The sequence below is a fragment of the Thiothrix winogradskyi genome (assembly GCF_021650935.1).
Lineage (GTDB): Bacteria > Pseudomonadota > Gammaproteobacteria > Thiotrichales > Thiotrichaceae > Thiothrix > Thiothrix winogradskyi.
The window spans coordinates 2,006,976-2,025,267 of sequence record NZ_CP091244.1 but is presented as its reverse complement, the minus strand read 5'-3'; the positions used below and the strand labels follow the sequence as shown (position 1 = coordinate 2,025,267).

Here is an 18,292-nt window from a genome sequence, read left to right as displayed (position 1 = left end):
CTCGGCTACCGAGGGTTACGTTGGCACGACTACGTGGTGATGGGCGTAGTGCTGCCTGTCCTGATCCTGTTGAGTGCCGTTGCCATCGCCGCCACCTATTGGAGGACACGCAAATCATGCCCCTGAAATATTCCCCCGCCATCCCCCGGCTGGTCTGGTTACTGGCACTGGGCGTGATGCCTGCCGGAATCGCGTCTGCCGCTGATGAGCCGTGTTGGGTAGAAGCCTCCAGCCGTTACGACGTGCCGGTGGATTTGCTCAAGGCCGTGGCACAGGTCGAATCCAGTAACCGCGCACGGGTGATTGCCCGCAATACCAACGGCTCGCTCGACATCGGTTTCATGCAGATCAATGACTGGTGGCTCCCGCAACTGGCGCAACACGGCATTGGCAAAAGCGAACTGTTAGATGCCTGCACCAACCTCCAGGTCGGGGCATGGATTCTGAAACAGGGCATCGACCGCTATGGCTACAACTGGCAAGGCATCGGTGCGTATGGGGCGGGTACCTCCCCCAAAAAAGATAACGCGAGGCGTATTTATGCAAACAAGGTTTTCCGGGCATTGGCTCAGCAGCGCGGCAATGCTGGGGCTATTGATGTTGCAAGGGTGCAATCTGCCCAAGCGGCCCCCGCTCATGGGCGCAAACGCCCACCAGCCGCAAACGTCACTTCAGCCAGCAGCCAGGATGAACAAATCGTCTGGAGCGTCTTTGACTGAGGTCGCGGAGCTGGGCTTGGATGCCATAGTGCCGAGTTTGGGGGTCTTGAGCGTTTGCCCACCGGCTGCCCCTGCCCAGACACAGCCTGACTGGTACTTGCCGGGCTACCAGCGCATTGGACAGCGGCGCTGCGATGGCCAATACGTGACCTGCGGCAATGGCTACCCCTGTGCAGCACCAACCCCCAAAGCGGGGGTGGCTGCATGGGAAATGGGATACGGAAAGCAGGGTGAAATAAGTGACCACGCTTATTAGCCAGCCACGGAGGGTATCGGTGTGGTGGTGTTTTTACTTTTTACACAACAGGAGTTTACCTATGACACAAACAGCCATCCAGGCGTTTGATGATGTTTCAACCCGACTGGTGTTGACGCTGATGGATAACAAGAAGCTGGTGATTGGTGTTTTCGCAGTGGCCTTGCTACTGCTGTTGGCGTTCAACGTGGATGCCGGGACAACCGCCACGGAGTTCAAGCCGATTTACGACAAGATCAAGGATTGGACATCCGGCTATCTGGGTAAGGCCATTGCGTTGTTTGCCTTCTTGCTGGGTTTGGGCGTGGGTGTCGCCAAGCAAAGCCCCATCGCCGCTATCGGCGGTATCGTGTTTGCCCTGTTTGTCGCGTTCGGCCCTGCCGTCCTCGAAGGCATTGCGACAGCCACCCTATAACCACTTGAACCACTTGGACTAACGGCATCCCCATGACGGGGGTGCTTTTCAGGGAGTACTGCATGAGCAACCAACGACAGGCATTAGGCCAATACTACATCCCGCGCTTGCTGGATGCGCCACCACGGGCGTTTTACTGGGACATTGACGAATTCATGGCGATGGTTGCCCCCATTGGTATCGGCCTGATACTTGACTGGTTTGTGGTAGGGACTGGCTTGGGGTTATTGGCAAGCTACACCGTGGCCAAACTGAAAGCAGGCCGTGGGGCGTATTACATGCTGCACGCCCTGTACTGGTACTTGGGCATCCTGAAAATGAAGTCCACCCCTCCATCCTATATCCGGGAGTACGTTGGGTGAACCGCGATAAACAAATCAAAGACGTGGGGCTGGTCGAAGCAGAAAAACGCCGCTGGCAGCTTGTCTCCTTCAGCCTGCTGGCCTTCATGGCACTACTGGTGCTGGTACTGTTGGGCAAAAGCACCTCCACCAAAACCATTTTCATCCCGCCGAATGCCAATGCGGCAGGCAAGCCTTTCTGGGTCGCGGATGCGGGGGCATCCCCGGACTATTTTCAGATGACCGCCGACTACGTGGCACAACTGGCGTTGACCGGGGATGCCAAAAATGCTCCATACAACCTGGACAGGCTGCTAGCTATTGCCCACCCCGCCCTCAAGGGCGCACTCAAAGCGCAGATGGATGCGGTGGCACTGAAAATGCGCAAAGAAAACCTCACCCAAGTGTTTTACCCCCTCGAATACACCGTGGGGGACAACAAGCCAGTGGTGGCGATCAAGGGTGCACTCAAAACCTGGGTCGGTGACAAGCTGATTTCCAGCCGGGATACGCTGTACCGGATGGCCTTCAGCATCGAAACCGGGCGCATTTACCTGACCGAATTCAAGGAAGCGAGCGCTTCTGACCCACTCAACGCAACCCTAAAGCCGGAGGCTGCACCGAATGCTACCCCCTAAACTGTACGTTATGCCCTTTGCCGTGGTGGTCATGCTCTTGAGCGGGGCTGTAGCACAAGCGGGGGAATATGCCGTCCAGGACGGCGCGACCCTGAATGCCAAACTCTCCCGTGATGGCCTGACCCGCATTACCGTACTGGGTGCGCGGGTGGAACAGGTGTTCTCGTCTGATGGCAAAGACCTGAGCTTTCAGGTGGACAAGCGCAACGGGCAGGTGTTTGTGCGCCACAAAGCGGATGACACCGTGCTGGACGAGGTTAGCCTACCCGGTGGTGGTTCGGTCAAGCGTAAGCAAGCGGGCAGTGACAAAACTGCCTTCTCGGCGTTTGTCACCGATGATGGCGGGCGTACCTTCAACCTCAACCTGTCCTTGGCGGATAGCCCCTCCGAAAGCATTGTCCTCAAACCACTGGTGGTGGAGAAAGCCAAATCTGGGCGGGTCATTATCCAGAATGACCAGTCCTTGCCTGCTGAGGTCATGGCACTCACGCAAGTGATGGCAGCCAATACCCGTGATGTGTCCGGGTACGCTGTGGCGCTTGACCTGCATGAACCGCAAGCTCTGTGGACGGGCGTGGAATACCAGCGCGTCGCCTCGTATGAAGGGGATACCTTGCTGGGTGAGGTCTACACCTTGGCGAACCGCACGGGTGCAGAAATGCGCATGGTCGAAAGCGAGTTCCAAGCCAAAGGTGTACTGGCGGTAGCGGTGAAAAACCCCATCTTGCTGGACGGTGAATTCACCTATGTGTACCTGGTGCGGGAGGCAACATCATGAGCCATGCCGCCAGTGTCCCTGCTGCGGGCAGTGTTGCCAAACAGCAAAAATTGCTGTTGTTGGGTGGTGGCGCAGGTCTGTTTGCGCTGCTGATTTTCCTGATGTGGCTGGCGGATGATGCCCCTAAAACGGCGGATGAACCGACGACCACCGGCAAAGTGGAACAGGTGGAAGCCGTTGCCCGCAAGATCAGTGACGAGGAAATCTGGACAGCCAAAGCCGATGCGGCTTTACAGGAAATGACCCGCAATAACGAGGCCATGAAACAGCAGATGGAAGCCGTCAAACGTGAGAACGAAACCCTGAACGCGCAGATGCGCGAGCAAGGCAACAAGGTGCAGGGACTGGAACAGGCGCAAGCAAGTGCCGCCGAAAAAAGTGGCGGGCTGGTATTGCCCCCCGCGCTACCCACGGGTACGACGGGGATAGCACTGGACAGCATTGTGCCACCGCTGCCCACCAGTACAGCTCCCTCGCTGCCGCTTCCAGCAGGCTTGCCGGATGCCGCTGGCATTCCAGCGCCACCCATCCCAGCGCCTGACGATGGCATGGTGCATATCGTCATCGGTGATGAAAGTGGTGATGGTCATGCAGCGGTCAGCACCGTGCCAGAGGCGGCAAAACCAGCGGAGGCGGTGCAAGGCCCTGCGGTGGAACCCCTCAGTACGGCAGTGGGTGATAACCCTACCGCACGTATCGCCGCCCCAGATAATGTGGCGGCGACAGTTGCCCCAGCAGCGGCTGGGCATCCCCAGAAAAAAACCTACATCCCCTCTGGCTCATTTTTCAAGGCCGAATTGCTGGCATCCCTGGATGCCCCAACCGGGGGGAATGCCAGCCAAAACCCGCACCCCATTTTGCTGCTGGTCAAGGACAATGCGTTCCTGCCCAACCGTTTCCGCAGCAAGGCCAAGGAATGCCATGTACTGGCCTCTGGCTACGGTGACATTTCCTCGGAGAGGGTCAATATGCGCACCGAAAAGATTTCCTGCGTCCTGAAGGATGGCACGGTGATCGACACCAAGCTGGATGCCTACATTGCCGGGGAAGACGGCAAGTCCGGGGTGCGGGGCAATCTGGTCTCCAAGCAAGGCGCGTTGATTGCCAATGCCATGCTGGCAGGCACACTGGGCGGTATCGGACAAGGGCTGGCACAGGCTGCCACGACCGCCACCCAAACCAGCAGCGGCACTATCACCAGTGTTTCACCCAACCAGGCACTGGAGTTTGGCCTGAACACAGGGGCAGGCAATGCGATGAACAAGCTCGCGGATTACTACATCAAGGCGGCGGAGAAGACCTTCCCCATTCTGGAGGTGTCAGCGGGACGTGAAGTCAGCGTAATCCTGCTGTCGGGGCTGGATATGGAGATGGCAAGGGGAACAGGGCAATGAAGGCAAATAGGAGCATTCAAACCGGGGTGCTGGCAATGTTGCTGGCAGCAGGTGCAAGCCAGGCGGCACCTGCCCCGCAAGACGTGGCGGCTAAATTCAAGGCGTTGCTGCCCGGCACGGACATCACGGCAGTGGACACGACTGCACTGGATGGCCTGTATGAAGTGACCGCAGGCGGCAACATTTTCTACATGCAACCGGACAAACCCTTGCTGGTGGTCGGGCATTTGTTTGATCTAAAAACCACCGAGGACATTACCCAGCCCAAACTGGACAAGTTGCAGGCCGCGACGTACCGGGTGAAGTGGGAGGAGATCCCCACGGCTGCCCACCTCTCGGTTGGCGATGCCAAGGCCAGCAAGCAGGTGGTGGCCTTTCTGGATGTGGACTGTCCGTATTGCCAACAAGCCCACCGGCTATTGCAGGCTGCCAAGGGTATCCGGGTGCATTACGTCATGCTGCCACTGGATAACCTGCACCCGGAAGCCCGTGAGAAAACCCTCAATATCCTGTGTGCGGATGACCCAATAGCGGCTCTGGATAAGGGTATGGCGGGCTTGCCCGTTCCCAGGGCTGGTTCGGATGAATGCCGTGCCGACAAAAGCACTGCACTGGCGGAAGCCGCGCACTACGCAGTGGCGCACCAGATTGTTGGAACACCTTTTTTTGTGACGAATGACGGGCAAGTTGTGCCGGGGCTGGGTGACAAGCTCACGCAATGGCTACAAGGGAGTAACAAACCATGAAAATGAAGAAGACCGGCGTTGGGATGATGGTTGTTGTGGCAGCCACGGTGCTGCTGTCAGGGTGTAGCACCAGCCCGACGTATAGCTGCGGTTCGCCCCAAGGCGGCAAGTGCCAGTCAGTGACAGATTCCTATTGGTCTGCGCTGGGCAAGAAGCTTAAGGGCAGCTCCGGCAGCAGTACGGGTACAACAAACAGCAACGGCTTGGCAGAAGCCAGCGCACGGGTGACACAATACGTGCCGGAAGGGGTGGCGATCCGTTCCAGCCCGCAAGTGCTGCGGGTGTGGGTTGCCCCGTGGGAAGACAACAACGGGGTGTTCCACGACCAGTCCTATAACTATTTCGTGGCGGACAGTGGCGAGTGGACGCTGCGTGCCAACACCGAAAAGAGCATTTACGCCCATGGTTATAAAGCCTTGGCGCGGCCTACTGAAAAGCAGCCGGTGGCGGACGGTGACACCCCAGCAAAACCTGCCAAGCCTGCCATGACCACCGCCGAGGCAACCGCATCGGCACTTGATTTTGCGGCAGGTAACTGAACATGTGGCAAACCTTCACCAACCTGTTTGCCTTCAAGAACCGCCGGGTGACACCGGATGCAGCGGTGCTGCGTGGCAGCCCACCCCCTGCGGTGGCAGTGTTCAGCGAGTTTTTCCAGACGCACAGTTTGGCGGATTTGTTGAACTGTTATGCCTATCACCCTGAAACCAAGCTGTACCACAATGTCCTGAATGCACCTTTCATTGACCCTAAGTTCAGGCCGAAAAGTTACGGTTTCATTCTGGAAATCCAGACACCCGCAGGCGCTAATGATGAAATGGCACGGGTATTGCTCGGCCTGTTCAACCAGCAGTACGTGACGGGTGCAACCCTTCAGTTCTGCTTGTGGGCATCCCCAGAAATTAGCCCACTGCTCAACCACTGGATTGCTGCCCGCAAACCGGGTTCGATCTATGAGCGCATGGCGCGGCGGCGGGCCGAATACCTGTCCACCGGGGTGCGCAAATCGCTGTTCAAGGACTCTCCCTACCTGCTGCGCAACTTCCGGGCAACGTTGGCGGTGTTCATGCCGGGTGAGGCCAATGACCATGACGTGGTGGATGCATTGTCGTTGCGTGACGGGCTGACCGGGGTGTTGCGTTCTGCCGGTTTCCCTGCCACCCCGCTGGAGCCGGATGGTCTGCTCAACCTGCTGGATGAGATGCTCAACCCGGCGAAGCTGGGGGAGTTCAAGGCCAAGCCCCTGCACTATGACGATAGCCAGCCGCTGCGTGAGCAAGCCGTGTCGCATGAAACCATCCTGCAAATGGACAAGGATGGCATGGTGATTGGCGACAAGGCGATCCGCTGCCTGTCGGTGAAGGATTACCCCAAAGAAGCGACGCTGGCACAGATGACCGACATGATTGGCGATTTCTATCAGGAAACCTTGCAGATACCGTGTCCGTTTGTCTCCACGCTTTGTATCCAGATTCCTGATGCCGAAACCCTGCGGCGCACCGTGAACCTCAAGTCAGCGCGGGCTATCCAGACGGCGGACTCCCCGATGGCAAAGTTCCTGCCTGATTTGGCACGCAAGGGACGCGAATGGCAGAAAGTGCAGGATGACGTGGATGCCGGGATCATGCTGACGCGGATCTGGCACGGCATCACCTTGTATGCGCAACTGGGTCTGGCGGATCAGGCAGAAAACCAGATCAAAAGCCTGTACATGTCCAAGGGCTGGGGGTTGCAGGTTGACCGTTTCCTGCAAGTGCAATCCTTCCTGGCTAGCCTCCCCGGCAGGTTTGATCCCCACATGGCAGCAGATTTTGCCGCCATGAAGCGCCTGCGTACCGTCACCCAATTCAATGCCGTGAACACCTTGCCAGCGATTGGCGAATGGTCTGGTACACGCTCGCCGTTATTGTTGCTGTCTGGGCGGCGTGGGCAGGTTATGTACATTGACATGTTCGACAATAACCAAGGCAACTACAACGGTGCGGTGGTGGCCTCCTCCGGGGCAGGCAAGTCATTCTTCCTCAATGAAATCGTCAGTTCAGTGGTGGGGACGGGAGGCCGTGCGTGGATTATTGACGTGGGGCGTTCCTATGAGCGTACCTGCAAATTGCTGGGGGGGCAGTTCATCGAGTTCACCGAACAAAGCGGGATCAATATCAACCCGTTTACCCATATCCGTGAATTTGACGACGACGAAATGTCGATGCTCAAGCAGATTGTCGCTCAAGCGATTGCCTCAGAAGGTTTGATTGACGATTTGTCGATGTCATGGATTGAGCAAGCCATTGGGCAGGCATGGCGGGAAAAAACCAATGCTGCCACCTTCTCCGACATAGCCCGCTTACTGTTGGCACACCCTGACAAACGCGCCCAAGACATGGGGCAAATCCTGTTCCCCTATACCAGCAACGGTGTGTACGGGCGCTTTTTTGAAGGGCGCTCTACCCTGACCTTCGACAATGAATTCATTGTCCTGGAGCTGGAAGAGCTGAAATCCAAAAAGGAGCTTCAGGGGGTGGTGCTGTTGATCATTATGCTGCGCATCCAGCAAGAGATGTATTTAGGCGACCGTGACCGGCGCAAGGTGTGCATCATTGATGAGGCGTGGGATTTGATGAACGGTGGGCAAGCCGGGAAGTTCATCGAAACCGGCTACCGGCGGGTGCGCAAATACGGTGGGGCTTTCCTCACCGCCACCCAGTCGATTAACGACTATTACAAAAATACCGCTGCACAGGCGGCGTGGGAGAACTCTGACTGGGTGTTCATGCTCCGCCAAAAAGAAGAGTCGATTGAGCAACTGAAAAAATCCGGGCGTTTCAATGTGGACGAGTTTCTGGGGCGGCTATTGCGCTCCATCCGTACCCGCCACGGCGAATATTCGGAAGTGTACATCCATACCCCCAGCGGGGGTGCGGTAGGCCGCCTGATCGTGGACAAGTTCACCGCCAAGGTCTACTCGACCAAAGCCGAAGAGGTACACGCGGTCAACCAGTTGGTGGCACAAGGCCACTCCCTGGCTGATGCGGTGGAGGTGTTAGTAAGGCAAGAGGCAGTAAGGCATGACTAATAATACTTCATGGTGGCAGGGACTGGTGAACGCAGCCGTACCGCTGGTGTGGGGTGCCAGCGGCGCGGCGCTCACCTTAGGGTTGTTACCGTCACTGCTGCTCAAGCCCGTGGTTGCCCCTGAGCTGAAACTGGCGACGGTGGATATTGCCAAAATCATGCAGGAATACCACGAACGGGTACTGCGTGATCCTAACAGTGAGGCAGCCGTTGCCCACGCACTGGAAGATTCCGCACGGGCAGCCGCACAAATTGATCCGCTGTTGAACTATCTGGTGACAGAAGCCCACCCCGGCTACACGCTGGTGCAGCCACAGGCGCTTGCTTACCAAGGCCGTGTGCCGGACTTCACCGACGAGTTCCGGGTATTGGTGCAAAAGCGTAACGGCAAATTCAATCAAGGTTTGGAAGGCTATGGCAACACCGGAACGCTTGAAAAAAGCCCGTAGGTTACGCAACTACCTGCTGCTGTCATTAGGCGTGGGAGTGGTTTGGGGAGCGGCACTGCTGTGGGTGGTTGCGCATTACCGCCTGGCAGGCAATGAAACCGACAGCCTGCCTGACAGGTTTTTCATCATAGAACAGGGGCTGCATCCCGTGCTGCGGGATGAATTGCTGGCCTTCCATGTCGGGACGGGTGTGCGCCATTACCCCAGCGGCATGGTCTGGGTGAAAATCGTGGTGGGCTTGCCGGGGGATAGCATCGAATGGCACGGTGATGTGGTGACAGTTGCAGGCAAGGTGGTGGGCAAGGCCAAAGCGGTTAACCGTTTTGGGGAAACGCTGGCACGGACACCGGCAGGTATCATCCCCGCCGGGCATTACTTTGTCGCCACCCCGCACCCGGATTCCTACGACAGCCGTTACAGCGATATTGGTTTGATCAGTGCTGCCCAGATTGCTGGACGGGTCGTATGGTAAGGCGGGGTATGCTGCATTGTTTGTGCTGGCTGGCAATCCTTGCCGTGTGGTTGCCGCCTGCCCATGCGGCTGACCCGTGGTATGGCGACAAGGAGCGGGGTTGGTTCTGGAAGGAACAACCACCGCCGCCACCCAAGCCACCTCAACCGCAGGAGGTAAAACCCGTGGTTGCCACCCCACCAGCATCCACCCAGCCGCCCACGGCAACGGCGGAGATGGCAGCACTCAAGGCACGGCTGGAAGAGGCCAAGAACGCGGCGATCTTGCGTCCCACCCCGCCCAACGTCGCAACCTATCTGGCAATGCAGGAACAGGCCATGGATAGCGCCATGCTGTTTACCGACATGGCGCAACGGGTACGCTGGGCTGACCCTACGCTGGATTACTCGTTTACCCACCCCACGGCGGCAGGCGGAGTGCGGGTAGACCGCCAACTGACCCGCGCTGAGGAAAAGGCGACGCTCAATGCCGTGGCAAAAGAGAACGGCATCTTCTTCTTTTTCAAACAGAACTGCCCGTTCTGTGTTGAGCAGGGCAGGATTTTGCAAGCCTTGAGGGAGGCATACCCCATAACGGTGATGGCTGTCTCGCTGGACGGGGCAACTAACCCGTATTTCCCCGATGCCAAGCCGGATAACGGCATCGCCGCCCGCATGGGGGTACAGGATGCGCCCGCCATGTTCATCGTCAACCCCCAAACACAGGCATCCCTGCCGCTGGGCTATGGGGTGGTGCCGCTAGACGAAATAGAAAGCCGTATACGGCGCTTGGTCACACAACCACCGGGAGTGTATTGATATGCAGCCTCTACTACGAACCCTGCCCAAAACCGCGCAAGCCGTGTGCCTTGCCGCCCTGCTATTGTCCGGCACGGCGCAAGCCGATCTGGAAAGTAACATGAATGCCTATTACGGCTCCTTGAGCGGTGCAGCCAGTATTTCCCCTACCTCGATGTACCAAGGGCAATCCGCTGGGTATTTTTCCGGTGGCGGTATCCGTGTCCGCACCCCGGTCAATAACTACCAGTTACTCAGCTTCCAGGCTCCTAACCTGAAGTACGGCTGCGGGGGGATTGATGCGTTTCTGGGTGGGTTCAGCTTTATCAACAAAGAGCAGATTGTGGCGATGGCACGGCAAATCGGTTCATCCGCTGTCTCCACCGCGTTCTATCTGGCGCTCGACTCGATGTCACCCGAGTTGAGCCAGAACATGAAAATGTTGCAAGAATGGGCGAACAAGGCCAACCAGTTCAGTATCAACTCGTGTGAGGCGGGGACGAAAATGGGAGCATCGTTGTGGCGCACCATGGGCGGGGATAAGGAAGCCTTTTGTAACCGTGCCAAAACCGGCAAGGGTGTGGTGGCGGATGAGTTTACCGCCCGCACCGTATGCCAAACCGATGGCTGGGATTTCAGTTGGGTTCCCGGTGTAACTCCGGCTGCCAGCGATGCCGAGGAGCAGAAACTCAAGCAGATGGCGGCAGGCAATATTGTCTGGCGGGCGCTGAAATCCGCCGGTATCAAGGATGATGGCCTTGCCGAGCTGATCATGTCGGTCACGGGAACCATCATTATCCCGATGGGTAATTCCAAAAACCCGCAGCAAGCCCGACCCGCTCCTGCCGTGCTGCAATACGACGAACTGCGGGGTGGGGATGCCAACTTTACCTTGCTAAGCTGTGGTGGTGAATATAAGGAATGCCTGACCCCAGCGGCTATCCCCTACACCAACAGCAAAAAGCTGGCAGTGTTGCGTGAGCGCATTCAGGGCGGAATCGCGTGGGTGGCGGAGTCCGTCAAAGACCCCAACAAGAATATTGCCAACTGCCCGCTCAGTGTTTGCCCCAGTGCTTCGGATGCCCTGACGGTGCTGGAGCTGTCCGAATACCCCCTTTTTGCGCTGATCCAGGCCGAATACGACGCGGGCATGAGTGGGGATATGGTAGCCAATGAATACCGCGAACTGCTGATTCAGGAAATCACCTACCGCTTTTTCTCCAAGGCCGCCACCCCGTTGTTGACGGCACTCGCCAACGACGGAGCCACCGTAGCCGGTACAGAAGGGATGCGCAAGCAGATGTCTGACCACTTGCAAGGGGTGTTGGCAGCGGCACAAGGTAAATTGAATGCCGAAACGGTCAAGCGTGGCGGTTTGGGTGCGGTCATGAGTACTTACACCCAGATGAAAAAGTTTGCCACCGCCCGCTATTCCCCTTCACTCACCCAGCGTTTGCGGCTGGCACAAGTCTTGAGGCGCTAACATGATCCTGGCAGTGGATATTTACACCTTTGGCAGTGGCTCGTATGTGGTGGAAGCCTTGCAGTCCATCAAGATGTTCATGGGTTCCAGCAGTTACGTGACCTTGGTGCGCATTGCAGGCTTGATTGGGCTGTTGTGGGTGCTGCTGGCGGCCTTGCGCAACAAATCCGGTGGCATCATCCAAGCGGATTGGTCGTGGCTGCTGTTCTTTGCTTTTTTCTACACCGGCTTGATTGTGCCGAAGGTGGATGTGATCATCAATGACCCGCTTGACCCGCCCACCGTCGCCTCCCCGGTAGTGACGGAGGTGCCGGTTGGGGTGGCTTATCTTGCCTACGTCACCAGCGGTATTGGTCGGGGGATGACCAAAGCCTACGAAACCTTCATTACCCCGATTGGTGACAGCCAGTACAGCAAAAACGGGATGCTGTTTGGCGCAAACGTGATGCGCTCCTACGGCGAGATGGAATTCCCCGATGCCAGCTATTCCGCTGACATGAACCAGTTCATTGGGCATTGCCTGTTCCCACAGCTCACCACCGGTGACTTGTCGCTGGATGCGATGAGCACTGCCAGTGATTTGTGGGCATACCTGAAAACCAAGGGGCAAACCAACCGCTGGATCAGCTTGAGCGATGGCGTGGTGCGGACGTGTATGGACGCCGCGAACTATCTGGATGGCAAACTCAATAGGCAGGTTTACAAAGCGGCGGGGATGGCAGGGCAAAAACTGTGGCCTACCAAGAACCTCTCCAGTGCGCAGGCCGCGTTTCTTGCCGGGGCAGGCGGGGCAACCGCGACGGCGTTTCTGGGGATCACCCAAACGGCAGCAGACCTGACCCGGCAAGCCATGATGGTCAGGGCGGTCTCCGGCGCACTCGAAGGGGCCAGCATTGATTCCGGCAATGAGGCGATGGCGCAAGCGGTGTATCAGGCCAAGGCGGAAGCGCAACAGCGCAATATGTATTTGACGATGGGCAACATGGCAGGGCGTACCTTGCCGGTAATGAAAGCGGTCATGGAGGCGATTGCCTACGCCATTGCCCCGCTGGTGTTCCTGTTCATCCTGATGCCGGGTGGTTTGGTGGCGTTTGGGCAATACGCGCTGTTCATGGTGTGGTTGCAGATGTGGCCTATCCTCTACGCCATCATCAATTCGGTGATGTACTGGTACGGCTCGCAAAATAGCCTGAATTCGGCATTATTGTCGGACGGCTCCTACGGCATGACGCTGGAAAGCCTGAATTCGATTGTCTCGGTGAATGCCGACATGGTGGCATTGGGTGGCTACATGGCGGTCAGCATCCCGATGATTGCCTACATGTTACTCAAAGGCGGGATGAGTGCGGGTGGCAGCATTTACAGCGGGTTGATGCAGCCTGCCAGCAGCGCAGCGGCAGCCTCCGCCACCGAACAGACCAACGGTTCACTGACCATGAATACCCTGACGATGGATCAGGCCGGATGGGGCAATATGTCCGCCAACAAGATGGACATTAACCGCAGTATGTCGGCGGGGATGACCACTACCACGGATGCAGAAACCGGGACAACCAGCACCCAACTGTCAGGGGCTGGCGGCACAATCACCACCATGCTCAAAAGCGATTACGCCTACAACACCCAGATGGGCAATGCGCTCAAGTCGTCGGTCAATACCAGCGCCAGCCAATCGGTGCAGGCAGCCCGCACGGATGCCAGCGAATACATGGCGTCCACCACCGCACTGTTCAGCAAGATGCAGTCGGTCAACCACCAAGTCCAGCAGTCACTCAACACGACGGACACCGCTACCCAACAAAAGTCCAGCCAACTCGCCAGTGCTTTGGAAAACATGCAGCAGGCGGCTACCAGTTTGGCGGCAGATACCGGCATGAGTTACAACACCAGTTTGGGGTTACTGGGCAGCATTGGCAGTGGCATTGGCTTGTCGGGTGGCTCCAATGCCAGAACCCAGGAAGCCTACAAACAGGCTACCCAAATTGCCGATAGCACCGGGTTCAAAGAATCCATGCAAACCGCACTCTCCCTCTCCAGCCAACTGGCGGCAACCCAACAAGCCGGGGTTTCTGATGCAGCAGGCAGTGCCTTGCAAGCAGGTATCCAGCAAAACAACGCGCTGGTAGAGAAGGCGGCAGCCTCCTTCCAACGTGCCGAAAACTGGTCACAGGTACAAGCCCGTATGGAAGAAAACGGCGTGACCTTCTCTGGGGAGATCAGCAACCTGATGCAGCGTGAGTTGGGTATCGGGCGGGATGAATTTGTGGGGATGCAGCGTGCCGCCGAACAGGGGGATAGCCATGCCGTATGGCGCTTGAATGAGCTGGTGGACACCTTCGTGGCAAAACACGGGCATACGCTGCTGGGTGTGGAGGATGCACCGACCCAAGGGCGGGTATTCGACACCCATGCCGCCAACCAAGCGGCTATCACCGCCCAAGGCGGTACGAGTATCCGTCACCTGCAAAACGACGGGGCGGGCAGGATTGGGCAAGCGGCTGATACAGCCCATCTGGCTATTGGCAGTACCGCCCCGGCAGGCTATCAGGCCATCCGTGATGGCGCACAGGCGGGCATGGCCTACGACGGCAATCACCTCCAAGTAGGTCGGGATAACCTGCAACAGCGGCATGACCATCAGGCTGCCCTGATCGGTGACATGGCAAACCGGGATGCGGGAGAGGCGGGTCTTGAACGTACTTCCGACAATGTACTGGCGGCAGTCCTCGAACCCGTGGGGGATACGCTCAAATTTGCCAACAAGGGGATGGTGGATATGGCGGCTACCGCATCAGGGTTATCGGCTGGGGTAGCGGGAGCCGTTGAACGGGCGGTGACAGGTCAAGAGCAAGACTGGAATGCCGATTATGGCTATGGTTTTAACCGGGTTGCCCAACACCCGCTGCTCGCGCCTTCTGAACACGGCTCTACTCAGCAGATTAAGGATGAACTGTTTGGGAATGGCACAAACGCGGAAATGCCTGCTGCACCTGCCGACAGTGTGCCGCAGGGCAACCCAGTGGCAAGCGGTGGGCGCATCAGCTCCGGTTTTGGAGAACGCTTCCACCCGGTTGATCAGGTCTGGAAAACCCATCACGGGCTGGACATTGCCGCCCCGGCAGGGACACCCGTTGAAGCCGCCGCCGCCGGAACCGTAGCGTTTGCCGGGGAACGGGGTGGTTATGGCAATCTGGTGATCATTGACCACGGCAATGGGGTAGAAACCCGCTACGCGCATCTGCAAGCACTGGGGGTGGAAGCAGGCCAAAGGGTAGAGGAAAGGGCTGAACTCGGTACTGTCGGCTCCACCGGAAAATCCACTGGCAACCACTTGCATTACGAGGTCAGGGAAGAGGGTGAGCCGGTTGACCCCAAGAAGTACCTTGGCTGAGGCAAAGGGCTGGGAAAGGGATAAAAGGGCCGTAAGGGAAACAGGGATAAGAGAGTGGGCTTACCCATAAATGGCTTGCTTACCACCTGAATATTCACAAGATGAACTTTTGATGACATACCATCGAAGTATTTATAATATCCGTTTTAACATATATAATCTTGCCTCATTTTTGGCTTTCAGGAATTTGTCATGGCAAACATCGGCATCAACGGCTTCGGGCGCATGGGGCGTTTAGGCATCCGCGTAGCCTGGGGCAACCCGGCTTTCACCTTCCAACAGGTCAATGAAATTGCAGGCAATGCGGCGACTTCCGCACACTTGCTGAAATTTGATTCCGTGCAAGGCATCTGGCAACCGGAATGCAGCGCGGATGAGGCCAACATGTACGTTGACGGTGCAGCGATTGCTTATACCTCCAACAAATCCATCGAAGACACTGACTGGTCAGGTTGCGACATTGTGCTGGAATGCAGTGGCAAGTTCCGTAAGGTCGAGCAATTGCAGGCGTATTTCGACCAAGGCGTGAAGAAGGTGATCGTGGCAGCCCCAGTAGAGGGTGCGCTGAACATCGTTTACGGTGTCAACGATGATTGGTACAAACCCGAAGAACATCACTTGCTGACTGCCGCTTCCTGCACCACCAACTGCCTTGCCCCAGTGGTCAAGGTTATGCACGAAAAGGTCGGTATCAAGCACGGCTGCATGACCACTTTGCACAATATTACCAATACCCAAACCATTATCGACAAGGGCCACAAGGATCTGCGCCGCGCACGGGCGTGCGGCGAATCCATGATCCCCACCACCACAGGTTCTGCCAAAGCCATCACCAAAATCTTCCCCGAATTGGCGGGCAAGCTCAACGGTCATGCGGTACGCATACCGCTGTTGAATGCTTCCCTGACCGACTTTGTATTTGAAGCGGCGCGTGAAGTGACGGCGGAAGAGCTGAATGGCTATTTCAAGGAAGCCTCCGAAACCTACCTGAAAGGCATCCTTGGTTACGAAGAGCGCCCGCTGGTGTCAGTGGATTTCAAAGGCGACCCGCGTTCATCCATCATCGACGCACCATCCACGATGGTGATCAATGGCACACAAGTAAAAATTTATGCGTGGTATGACAATGAATGGGGCTATATGAACCGCATGATGGAACTCACTGGCAAAGTCGTGGCAAGTCTGTAATGACCCTCGACCTGCGCAACTACCTCACTGTCACGCTCGGCTACTGGGCTTTCACCCTCACCGATGGCGCAATCCGTATGCTGGTGGTGCTGTATTTCCACCAGTTGGGCTATTCGCCGTTTCAGGTGGCGATGCTGTTTTTGTTCTACGAATTCTTTGGCATTGTCACCAATCTGGTCGGCGGTTGGCTGGCAGCACGGCTGGGGCTGAATGTAACCATGCACTTGGGGATGGCGATGCAGGTGCTGGCGTTGGGAATGCTGATGCCGACGCAGTGGCTTTCCGTGCCGTATGTGATGTTTGCGCAGGCGCTCTCCGGCATTGCCAAGGACTTGAATAAAATGTCGGCGAAATCGAGCGTAAAAACCCTCGTGCCGAAAGGGGCGGATGCACGCCTGTTCAAGTGGGTGGCGATACTCACGGGTTCCAAGAATGCGTTGAAAGGGGTGGGCTTTTTCCTCGGTGCAGCCTTGCTGCAAACAATCGGTTTTCAGATGGCCTTGCTGGTGTTGGCGTTGAGCCTGTTTGCTGTGACCATCCTGACCTTGCTATTGCTGCCAGATGATTTGGGTAAGGCGAAAGATAAGCCTAAATTTACGCAGGTTTTTTCCAACAATGCCGCTATCAACTGGCTGTCGGCAGCGCGGTTTTTCCTGTTCGGGGCGCGGGATGTGTGGTTTGTGGTCGCAGTACCGGTGTTCATGGTCGGAGTGCTGGGTTGGAATTTCATGCAGGTCGGCACCTTCATGGCAGCTTGGGTGATTGGCTACGGCGTGGTGCAGGCAAGTGCGCCGAGCTTGCTGGGGCTGAAGCAACATGCACCGGGGGCAGGTTCCGCACAAGTGTGGGCGTTGCTGCTGATGCTGGTTCCGGTGGGCATCGCGCTGGCTTTAGCGCAAGGCTGGGATTCGGGCACGGTGCTGGTGGTGGGTTTGCTGGTGTTCGGGGTGGTATTTGCGATCAATTCCGCGCTGCATTCCTACCTGATTCTGGCGTATGCTGACCACGACAAGGTGGCCTTGAAAGTCGGTTTTTACTACATGGCAAATGCCGGTGGGCGGCTGGCGGGAACGGTGCTGTCCGGCTGGTCGTACCAGCAGTACGGGCTGGAAGGCTGCCTGTGGTTGTCCGCCGGGTTTGTGCTGGCGGCCTTGTTATTGTCACTGCGCTTACCTGCTGGAACTGAACATGCTGCTTGAAGATTTCACCAAATCCCTGTCTGACCAGACCCGTTTACGCATCCTGCTGTTGCTGGTGGACGGCTCTGAACGTTGCGTGTGTGAGTTGACGCAGGCGCTGGAACTGGCGCAGCCGAAAATTTCCCGCCATCTGGCGGTACTGCGCGAAAGTGGCCTGTTACAAGACCGCAAGGCGGGGCTGTGGGTGTATTACCGTTTGCATCCTGAGCTGCCGACGTGGGCGGTGCAGGCGCTGGCTTGCCTGCAAACGGGTGCATCCCATGAAACCTTATACCAGACAGACAGGCAACACCTTGCCGTTTCCGAGCGGCAAAACACTTCATGCCAGCCGTAGGCTAATATGAACTTTCTGTGACACTGAAACATACCCCATTTCATATATCTGAATAGCCATATATTATGCCTCCACTTAATTGCGCAAGAGGCATACCCAATGTTCAATGTCCTGTTCCTGTGTACCGGCAATTCTGCCCGCAGCATCATGGCGGAAGTCATCCTCAACCGTTTGGGGGCTGGCAAATTCAAAGCCTACAGCGCTGGTAGCTACCCTCGCGGGGAAATCCATCCTGTCACCCTCGACTTGCTCAAGCGGATGAATTTTGAAACTGCCGACTTGCGCAGCAAAGACTGGGCAGAATTTGCAACCCCGGATGCACCCAAGCTGGATTTCGTGTTTACCGTCTGCGACAAGGCAGCGGCTGAAATGTGTCCAGTATGGCCAGGCCAACCGATGACGGCACATTGGGGAGTTGCTGACCCTGCCAGTGTGGAAGGTGATGACATTACCCAGCTCTCTGCTTTCCGTGAAACCTACCGCCAGCTTTACAACCGTATTGGTATTTTTACGTGCCTGCCTATCCGCTCACTGGATGAGCTGTCCCTGAAAAAACATCTGGATGAAATTGGTCAGACATTGTTGCCTGTGGCAACGAATAGCGAACCGGATAACGAATCAATCTGATTTTACGCAATTTTACA

The 18,292-nt window shown here is 57.0% G+C and carries 19 protein-coding genes; all 19 read left to right on the top strand.

Annotated elements, in window-relative coordinates:
- The first annotated feature begins 20 nt into the window (after nucleotides 1-20).
- The 19 genes from L2Y54_RS10320 (at nucleotide 21) to L2Y54_RS10230 (ending at nucleotide 18,275) form a co-directional block, all read left to right on the top strand.
- On the top strand, nucleotides 21-719 hold the full coding sequence (locus tag L2Y54_RS10320) for a lytic transglycosylase domain-containing protein (RefSeq protein ID WP_236501803.1): 699 nt from the start codon (nucleotides 21-23) through the stop codon (nucleotides 717-719).
- Nucleotides 712-975, top strand: a complete 264-nt coding sequence (locus L2Y54_RS10315) for a hypothetical protein (protein ID WP_236501802.1) — start codon at nucleotides 712-714, stop codon at nucleotides 973-975. Before L2Y54_RS10320 ends, L2Y54_RS10315 begins: the two co-directional genes overlap by 8 nt.
- Before the next feature lie 61 nt (nucleotides 976-1,036).
- Nucleotides 1,037-1,390, top strand: coding sequence for a TraA family conjugative transfer protein (gene traA, locus L2Y54_RS10310; protein ID WP_236501800.1), 354 nt, complete (start codon nucleotides 1,037-1,039; stop codon nucleotides 1,388-1,390).
- A 62-nt stretch (nucleotides 1,391-1,452) separates the two neighbouring features.
- Nucleotides 1,453-1,752 (top strand): type IV conjugative transfer system protein TraL, encoded by a 300-nt coding sequence (gene traL / locus L2Y54_RS10305; protein ID WP_236501798.1) that lies wholly within the window; start codon nucleotides 1,453-1,455, stop codon nucleotides 1,750-1,752.
- Complete coding sequence (locus L2Y54_RS10300; RefSeq protein ID WP_236501797.1) at nucleotides 1,749-2,369, top strand: type IV conjugative transfer system protein TraE; 621 nt, start codon at nucleotides 1,749-1,751, stop codon at nucleotides 2,367-2,369. Before traL ends, L2Y54_RS10300 begins: the two co-directional genes overlap by 4 nt.
- Entirely contained in the window at nucleotides 2,356-3,147 is a 792-nt protein-coding gene (locus L2Y54_RS10295; RefSeq protein WP_236501796.1) for a TraK domain-containing protein, read from the top strand. The genes L2Y54_RS10300 and L2Y54_RS10295 overlap by 14 nt, the downstream gene beginning before the upstream one ends.
- Nucleotides 3,144-4,541: a TraB/VirB10 family protein gene (locus tag L2Y54_RS10290; protein ID WP_236501795.1), complete on the top strand. Its 1,398-nt coding sequence runs from the start codon at nucleotides 3,144-3,146 to the stop codon at nucleotides 4,539-4,541. The genes L2Y54_RS10295 and L2Y54_RS10290 overlap by 4 nt, the downstream gene beginning before the upstream one ends.
- Nucleotides 4,538-5,287 carry a DsbC family protein gene (locus L2Y54_RS10285; protein WP_236501794.1) on the top strand — a complete coding sequence of 250 codons (750 nt, stop codon included), beginning with the start codon at nucleotides 4,538-4,540 and terminating at the stop codon, nucleotides 5,285-5,287. The genes L2Y54_RS10290 and L2Y54_RS10285 overlap by 4 nt, the downstream gene beginning before the upstream one ends.
- The gene (locus tag L2Y54_RS10280) at nucleotides 5,284-5,826 is read left to right on the top strand and encodes a TraV family lipoprotein (protein ID WP_236501793.1); all 543 of its coding nucleotides are present in this window, start codon (nucleotides 5,284-5,286) and stop codon (nucleotides 5,824-5,826) included. The genes L2Y54_RS10285 and L2Y54_RS10280 overlap by 4 nt, the downstream gene beginning before the upstream one ends.
- 2 nt (nucleotides 5,827-5,828) lie before the next feature.
- A complete protein-coding gene (gene traC, locus L2Y54_RS10275) occupies nucleotides 5,829-8,357 on the top strand; it encodes a type IV secretion system protein TraC (protein ID WP_236501792.1) in 2,529 nt (842 codons plus the stop codon).
- The gene (locus tag L2Y54_RS10270; protein WP_236501791.1) at nucleotides 8,350-8,805 is read left to right on the top strand and encodes a hypothetical protein; all 456 of its coding nucleotides are present in this window, start codon (nucleotides 8,350-8,352) and stop codon (nucleotides 8,803-8,805) included. The genes traC and L2Y54_RS10270 overlap by 8 nt, the downstream gene beginning before the upstream one ends.
- Nucleotides 8,771-9,277, top strand: coding sequence for a S26 family signal peptidase (locus L2Y54_RS10265; RefSeq protein WP_236501790.1), 507 nt, complete (start codon nucleotides 8,771-8,773; stop codon nucleotides 9,275-9,277). Before L2Y54_RS10270 ends, L2Y54_RS10265 begins: the two co-directional genes overlap by 35 nt.
- An 8-nt stretch (nucleotides 9,278-9,285) precedes the next feature.
- The gene (locus tag L2Y54_RS10260; RefSeq protein WP_236501788.1) at nucleotides 9,286-10,074 is read left to right on the top strand and encodes a conjugal transfer protein TraF; all 789 of its coding nucleotides are present in this window, start codon (nucleotides 9,286-9,288) and stop codon (nucleotides 10,072-10,074) included.
- 1 nt (nucleotide 10,075) lies between these two features.
- The gene (locus L2Y54_RS10255) at nucleotides 10,076-11,536 is read left to right on the top strand and encodes a conjugal transfer protein TraH (RefSeq protein WP_236501786.1); all 1,461 of its coding nucleotides are present in this window, start codon (nucleotides 10,076-10,078) and stop codon (nucleotides 11,534-11,536) included.
- Nucleotide 11,537: 1 nt separating this feature from the next.
- Nucleotides 11,538-14,927, top strand: coding sequence for a conjugal transfer protein TraG N-terminal domain-containing protein (locus tag L2Y54_RS10250; RefSeq protein WP_236501784.1), 3,390 nt, complete (start codon nucleotides 11,538-11,540; stop codon nucleotides 14,925-14,927).
- 192 nt (nucleotides 14,928-15,119) lie between these two features.
- Nucleotides 15,120-16,115 carry an ArsJ-associated glyceraldehyde-3-phosphate dehydrogenase gene (locus tag L2Y54_RS10245; RefSeq protein ID WP_236501783.1) on the top strand — a complete coding sequence of 332 codons (996 nt, stop codon included), beginning with the start codon at nucleotides 15,120-15,122 and terminating at the stop codon, nucleotides 16,113-16,115.
- Nucleotides 16,115-17,314 (top strand): organoarsenical effux MFS transporter ArsJ, encoded by a 1,200-nt coding sequence (arsJ, locus tag L2Y54_RS10240; protein WP_236501782.1) that lies wholly within the window; start codon nucleotides 16,115-16,117, stop codon nucleotides 17,312-17,314. The genes L2Y54_RS10245 and arsJ overlap by 1 nt, the downstream gene beginning before the upstream one ends.
- Entirely contained in the window at nucleotides 17,304-17,648 is a 345-nt protein-coding gene (locus tag L2Y54_RS10235; protein WP_311196236.1) for a metalloregulator ArsR/SmtB family transcription factor, read from the top strand. Before arsJ ends, L2Y54_RS10235 begins: the two co-directional genes overlap by 11 nt.
- Before the next feature lie 99 nt (nucleotides 17,649-17,747).
- A complete protein-coding gene (locus L2Y54_RS10230; protein ID WP_236501781.1) occupies nucleotides 17,748-18,275 on the top strand; it encodes an arsenate reductase ArsC in 528 nt (175 codons plus the stop codon).
- Nucleotides 18,276-18,292 lie beyond the last annotated feature (17 nt).

Excerpts from the sequence above, each read along its gene's own strand:
- arsJ (WP_236501782.1), top strand. The coding sequence starts at position 16,115 with ATGACCCTCGACCTGCGCAACTACCTCACTGTCACGCTCGGCTACTGG.
- L2Y54_RS10235 (WP_311196236.1), top strand. The coding sequence starts at position 17,304 with ATGCTGCTTGAAGATTTCACCAAATCCCTGTCTGACCAGACCCGTTTA.
- L2Y54_RS10265 (WP_236501790.1), top strand. The coding sequence starts at position 8,771 with ATGGCAACACCGGAACGCTTGAAAAAAGCCCGTAGGTTACGCAACTAC.
- L2Y54_RS10270 (WP_236501791.1), top strand. The coding sequence starts at position 8,350 with ATGACTAATAATACTTCATGGTGGCAGGGACTGGTGAACGCAGCCGTA.
- traL (WP_236501798.1), top strand. The coding sequence starts at position 1,453 with ATGAGCAACCAACGACAGGCATTAGGCCAATACTACATCCCGCGCTTG.
- L2Y54_RS10290 (WP_236501795.1), top strand. The coding sequence starts at position 3,144 with ATGAGCCATGCCGCCAGTGTCCCTGCTGCGGGCAGTGTTGCCAAACAG.
- L2Y54_RS10280 (WP_236501793.1), top strand. The coding sequence starts at position 5,284 with ATGAAAATGAAGAAGACCGGCGTTGGGATGATGGTTGTTGTGGCAGCC.
- L2Y54_RS10255 (WP_236501786.1), top strand. The coding sequence starts at position 10,076 with ATGCAGCCTCTACTACGAACCCTGCCCAAAACCGCGCAAGCCGTGTGC.
- L2Y54_RS10260 (WP_236501788.1), top strand. The coding sequence starts at position 9,286 with ATGCTGCATTGTTTGTGCTGGCTGGCAATCCTTGCCGTGTGGTTGCCG.
- traC (WP_236501792.1), top strand. The coding sequence starts at position 5,829 with ATGTGGCAAACCTTCACCAACCTGTTTGCCTTCAAGAACCGCCGGGTG.
- L2Y54_RS10250 (WP_236501784.1), top strand. The coding sequence starts at position 11,538 with ATGATCCTGGCAGTGGATATTTACACCTTTGGCAGTGGCTCGTATGTG.
- L2Y54_RS10295 (WP_236501796.1), top strand. The coding sequence starts at position 2,356 with ATGCTACCCCCTAAACTGTACGTTATGCCCTTTGCCGTGGTGGTCATG.
- L2Y54_RS10245 (WP_236501783.1), top strand. The coding sequence starts at position 15,120 with ATGGCAAACATCGGCATCAACGGCTTCGGGCGCATGGGGCGTTTAGGC.
- traA (WP_236501800.1), top strand. The coding sequence starts at position 1,037 with ATGACACAAACAGCCATCCAGGCGTTTGATGATGTTTCAACCCGACTG.
- L2Y54_RS10230 (WP_236501781.1), top strand. The coding sequence starts at position 17,748 with ATGTTCAATGTCCTGTTCCTGTGTACCGGCAATTCTGCCCGCAGCATC.
- L2Y54_RS10285 (WP_236501794.1), top strand. The coding sequence starts at position 4,538 with ATGAAGGCAAATAGGAGCATTCAAACCGGGGTGCTGGCAATGTTGCTG.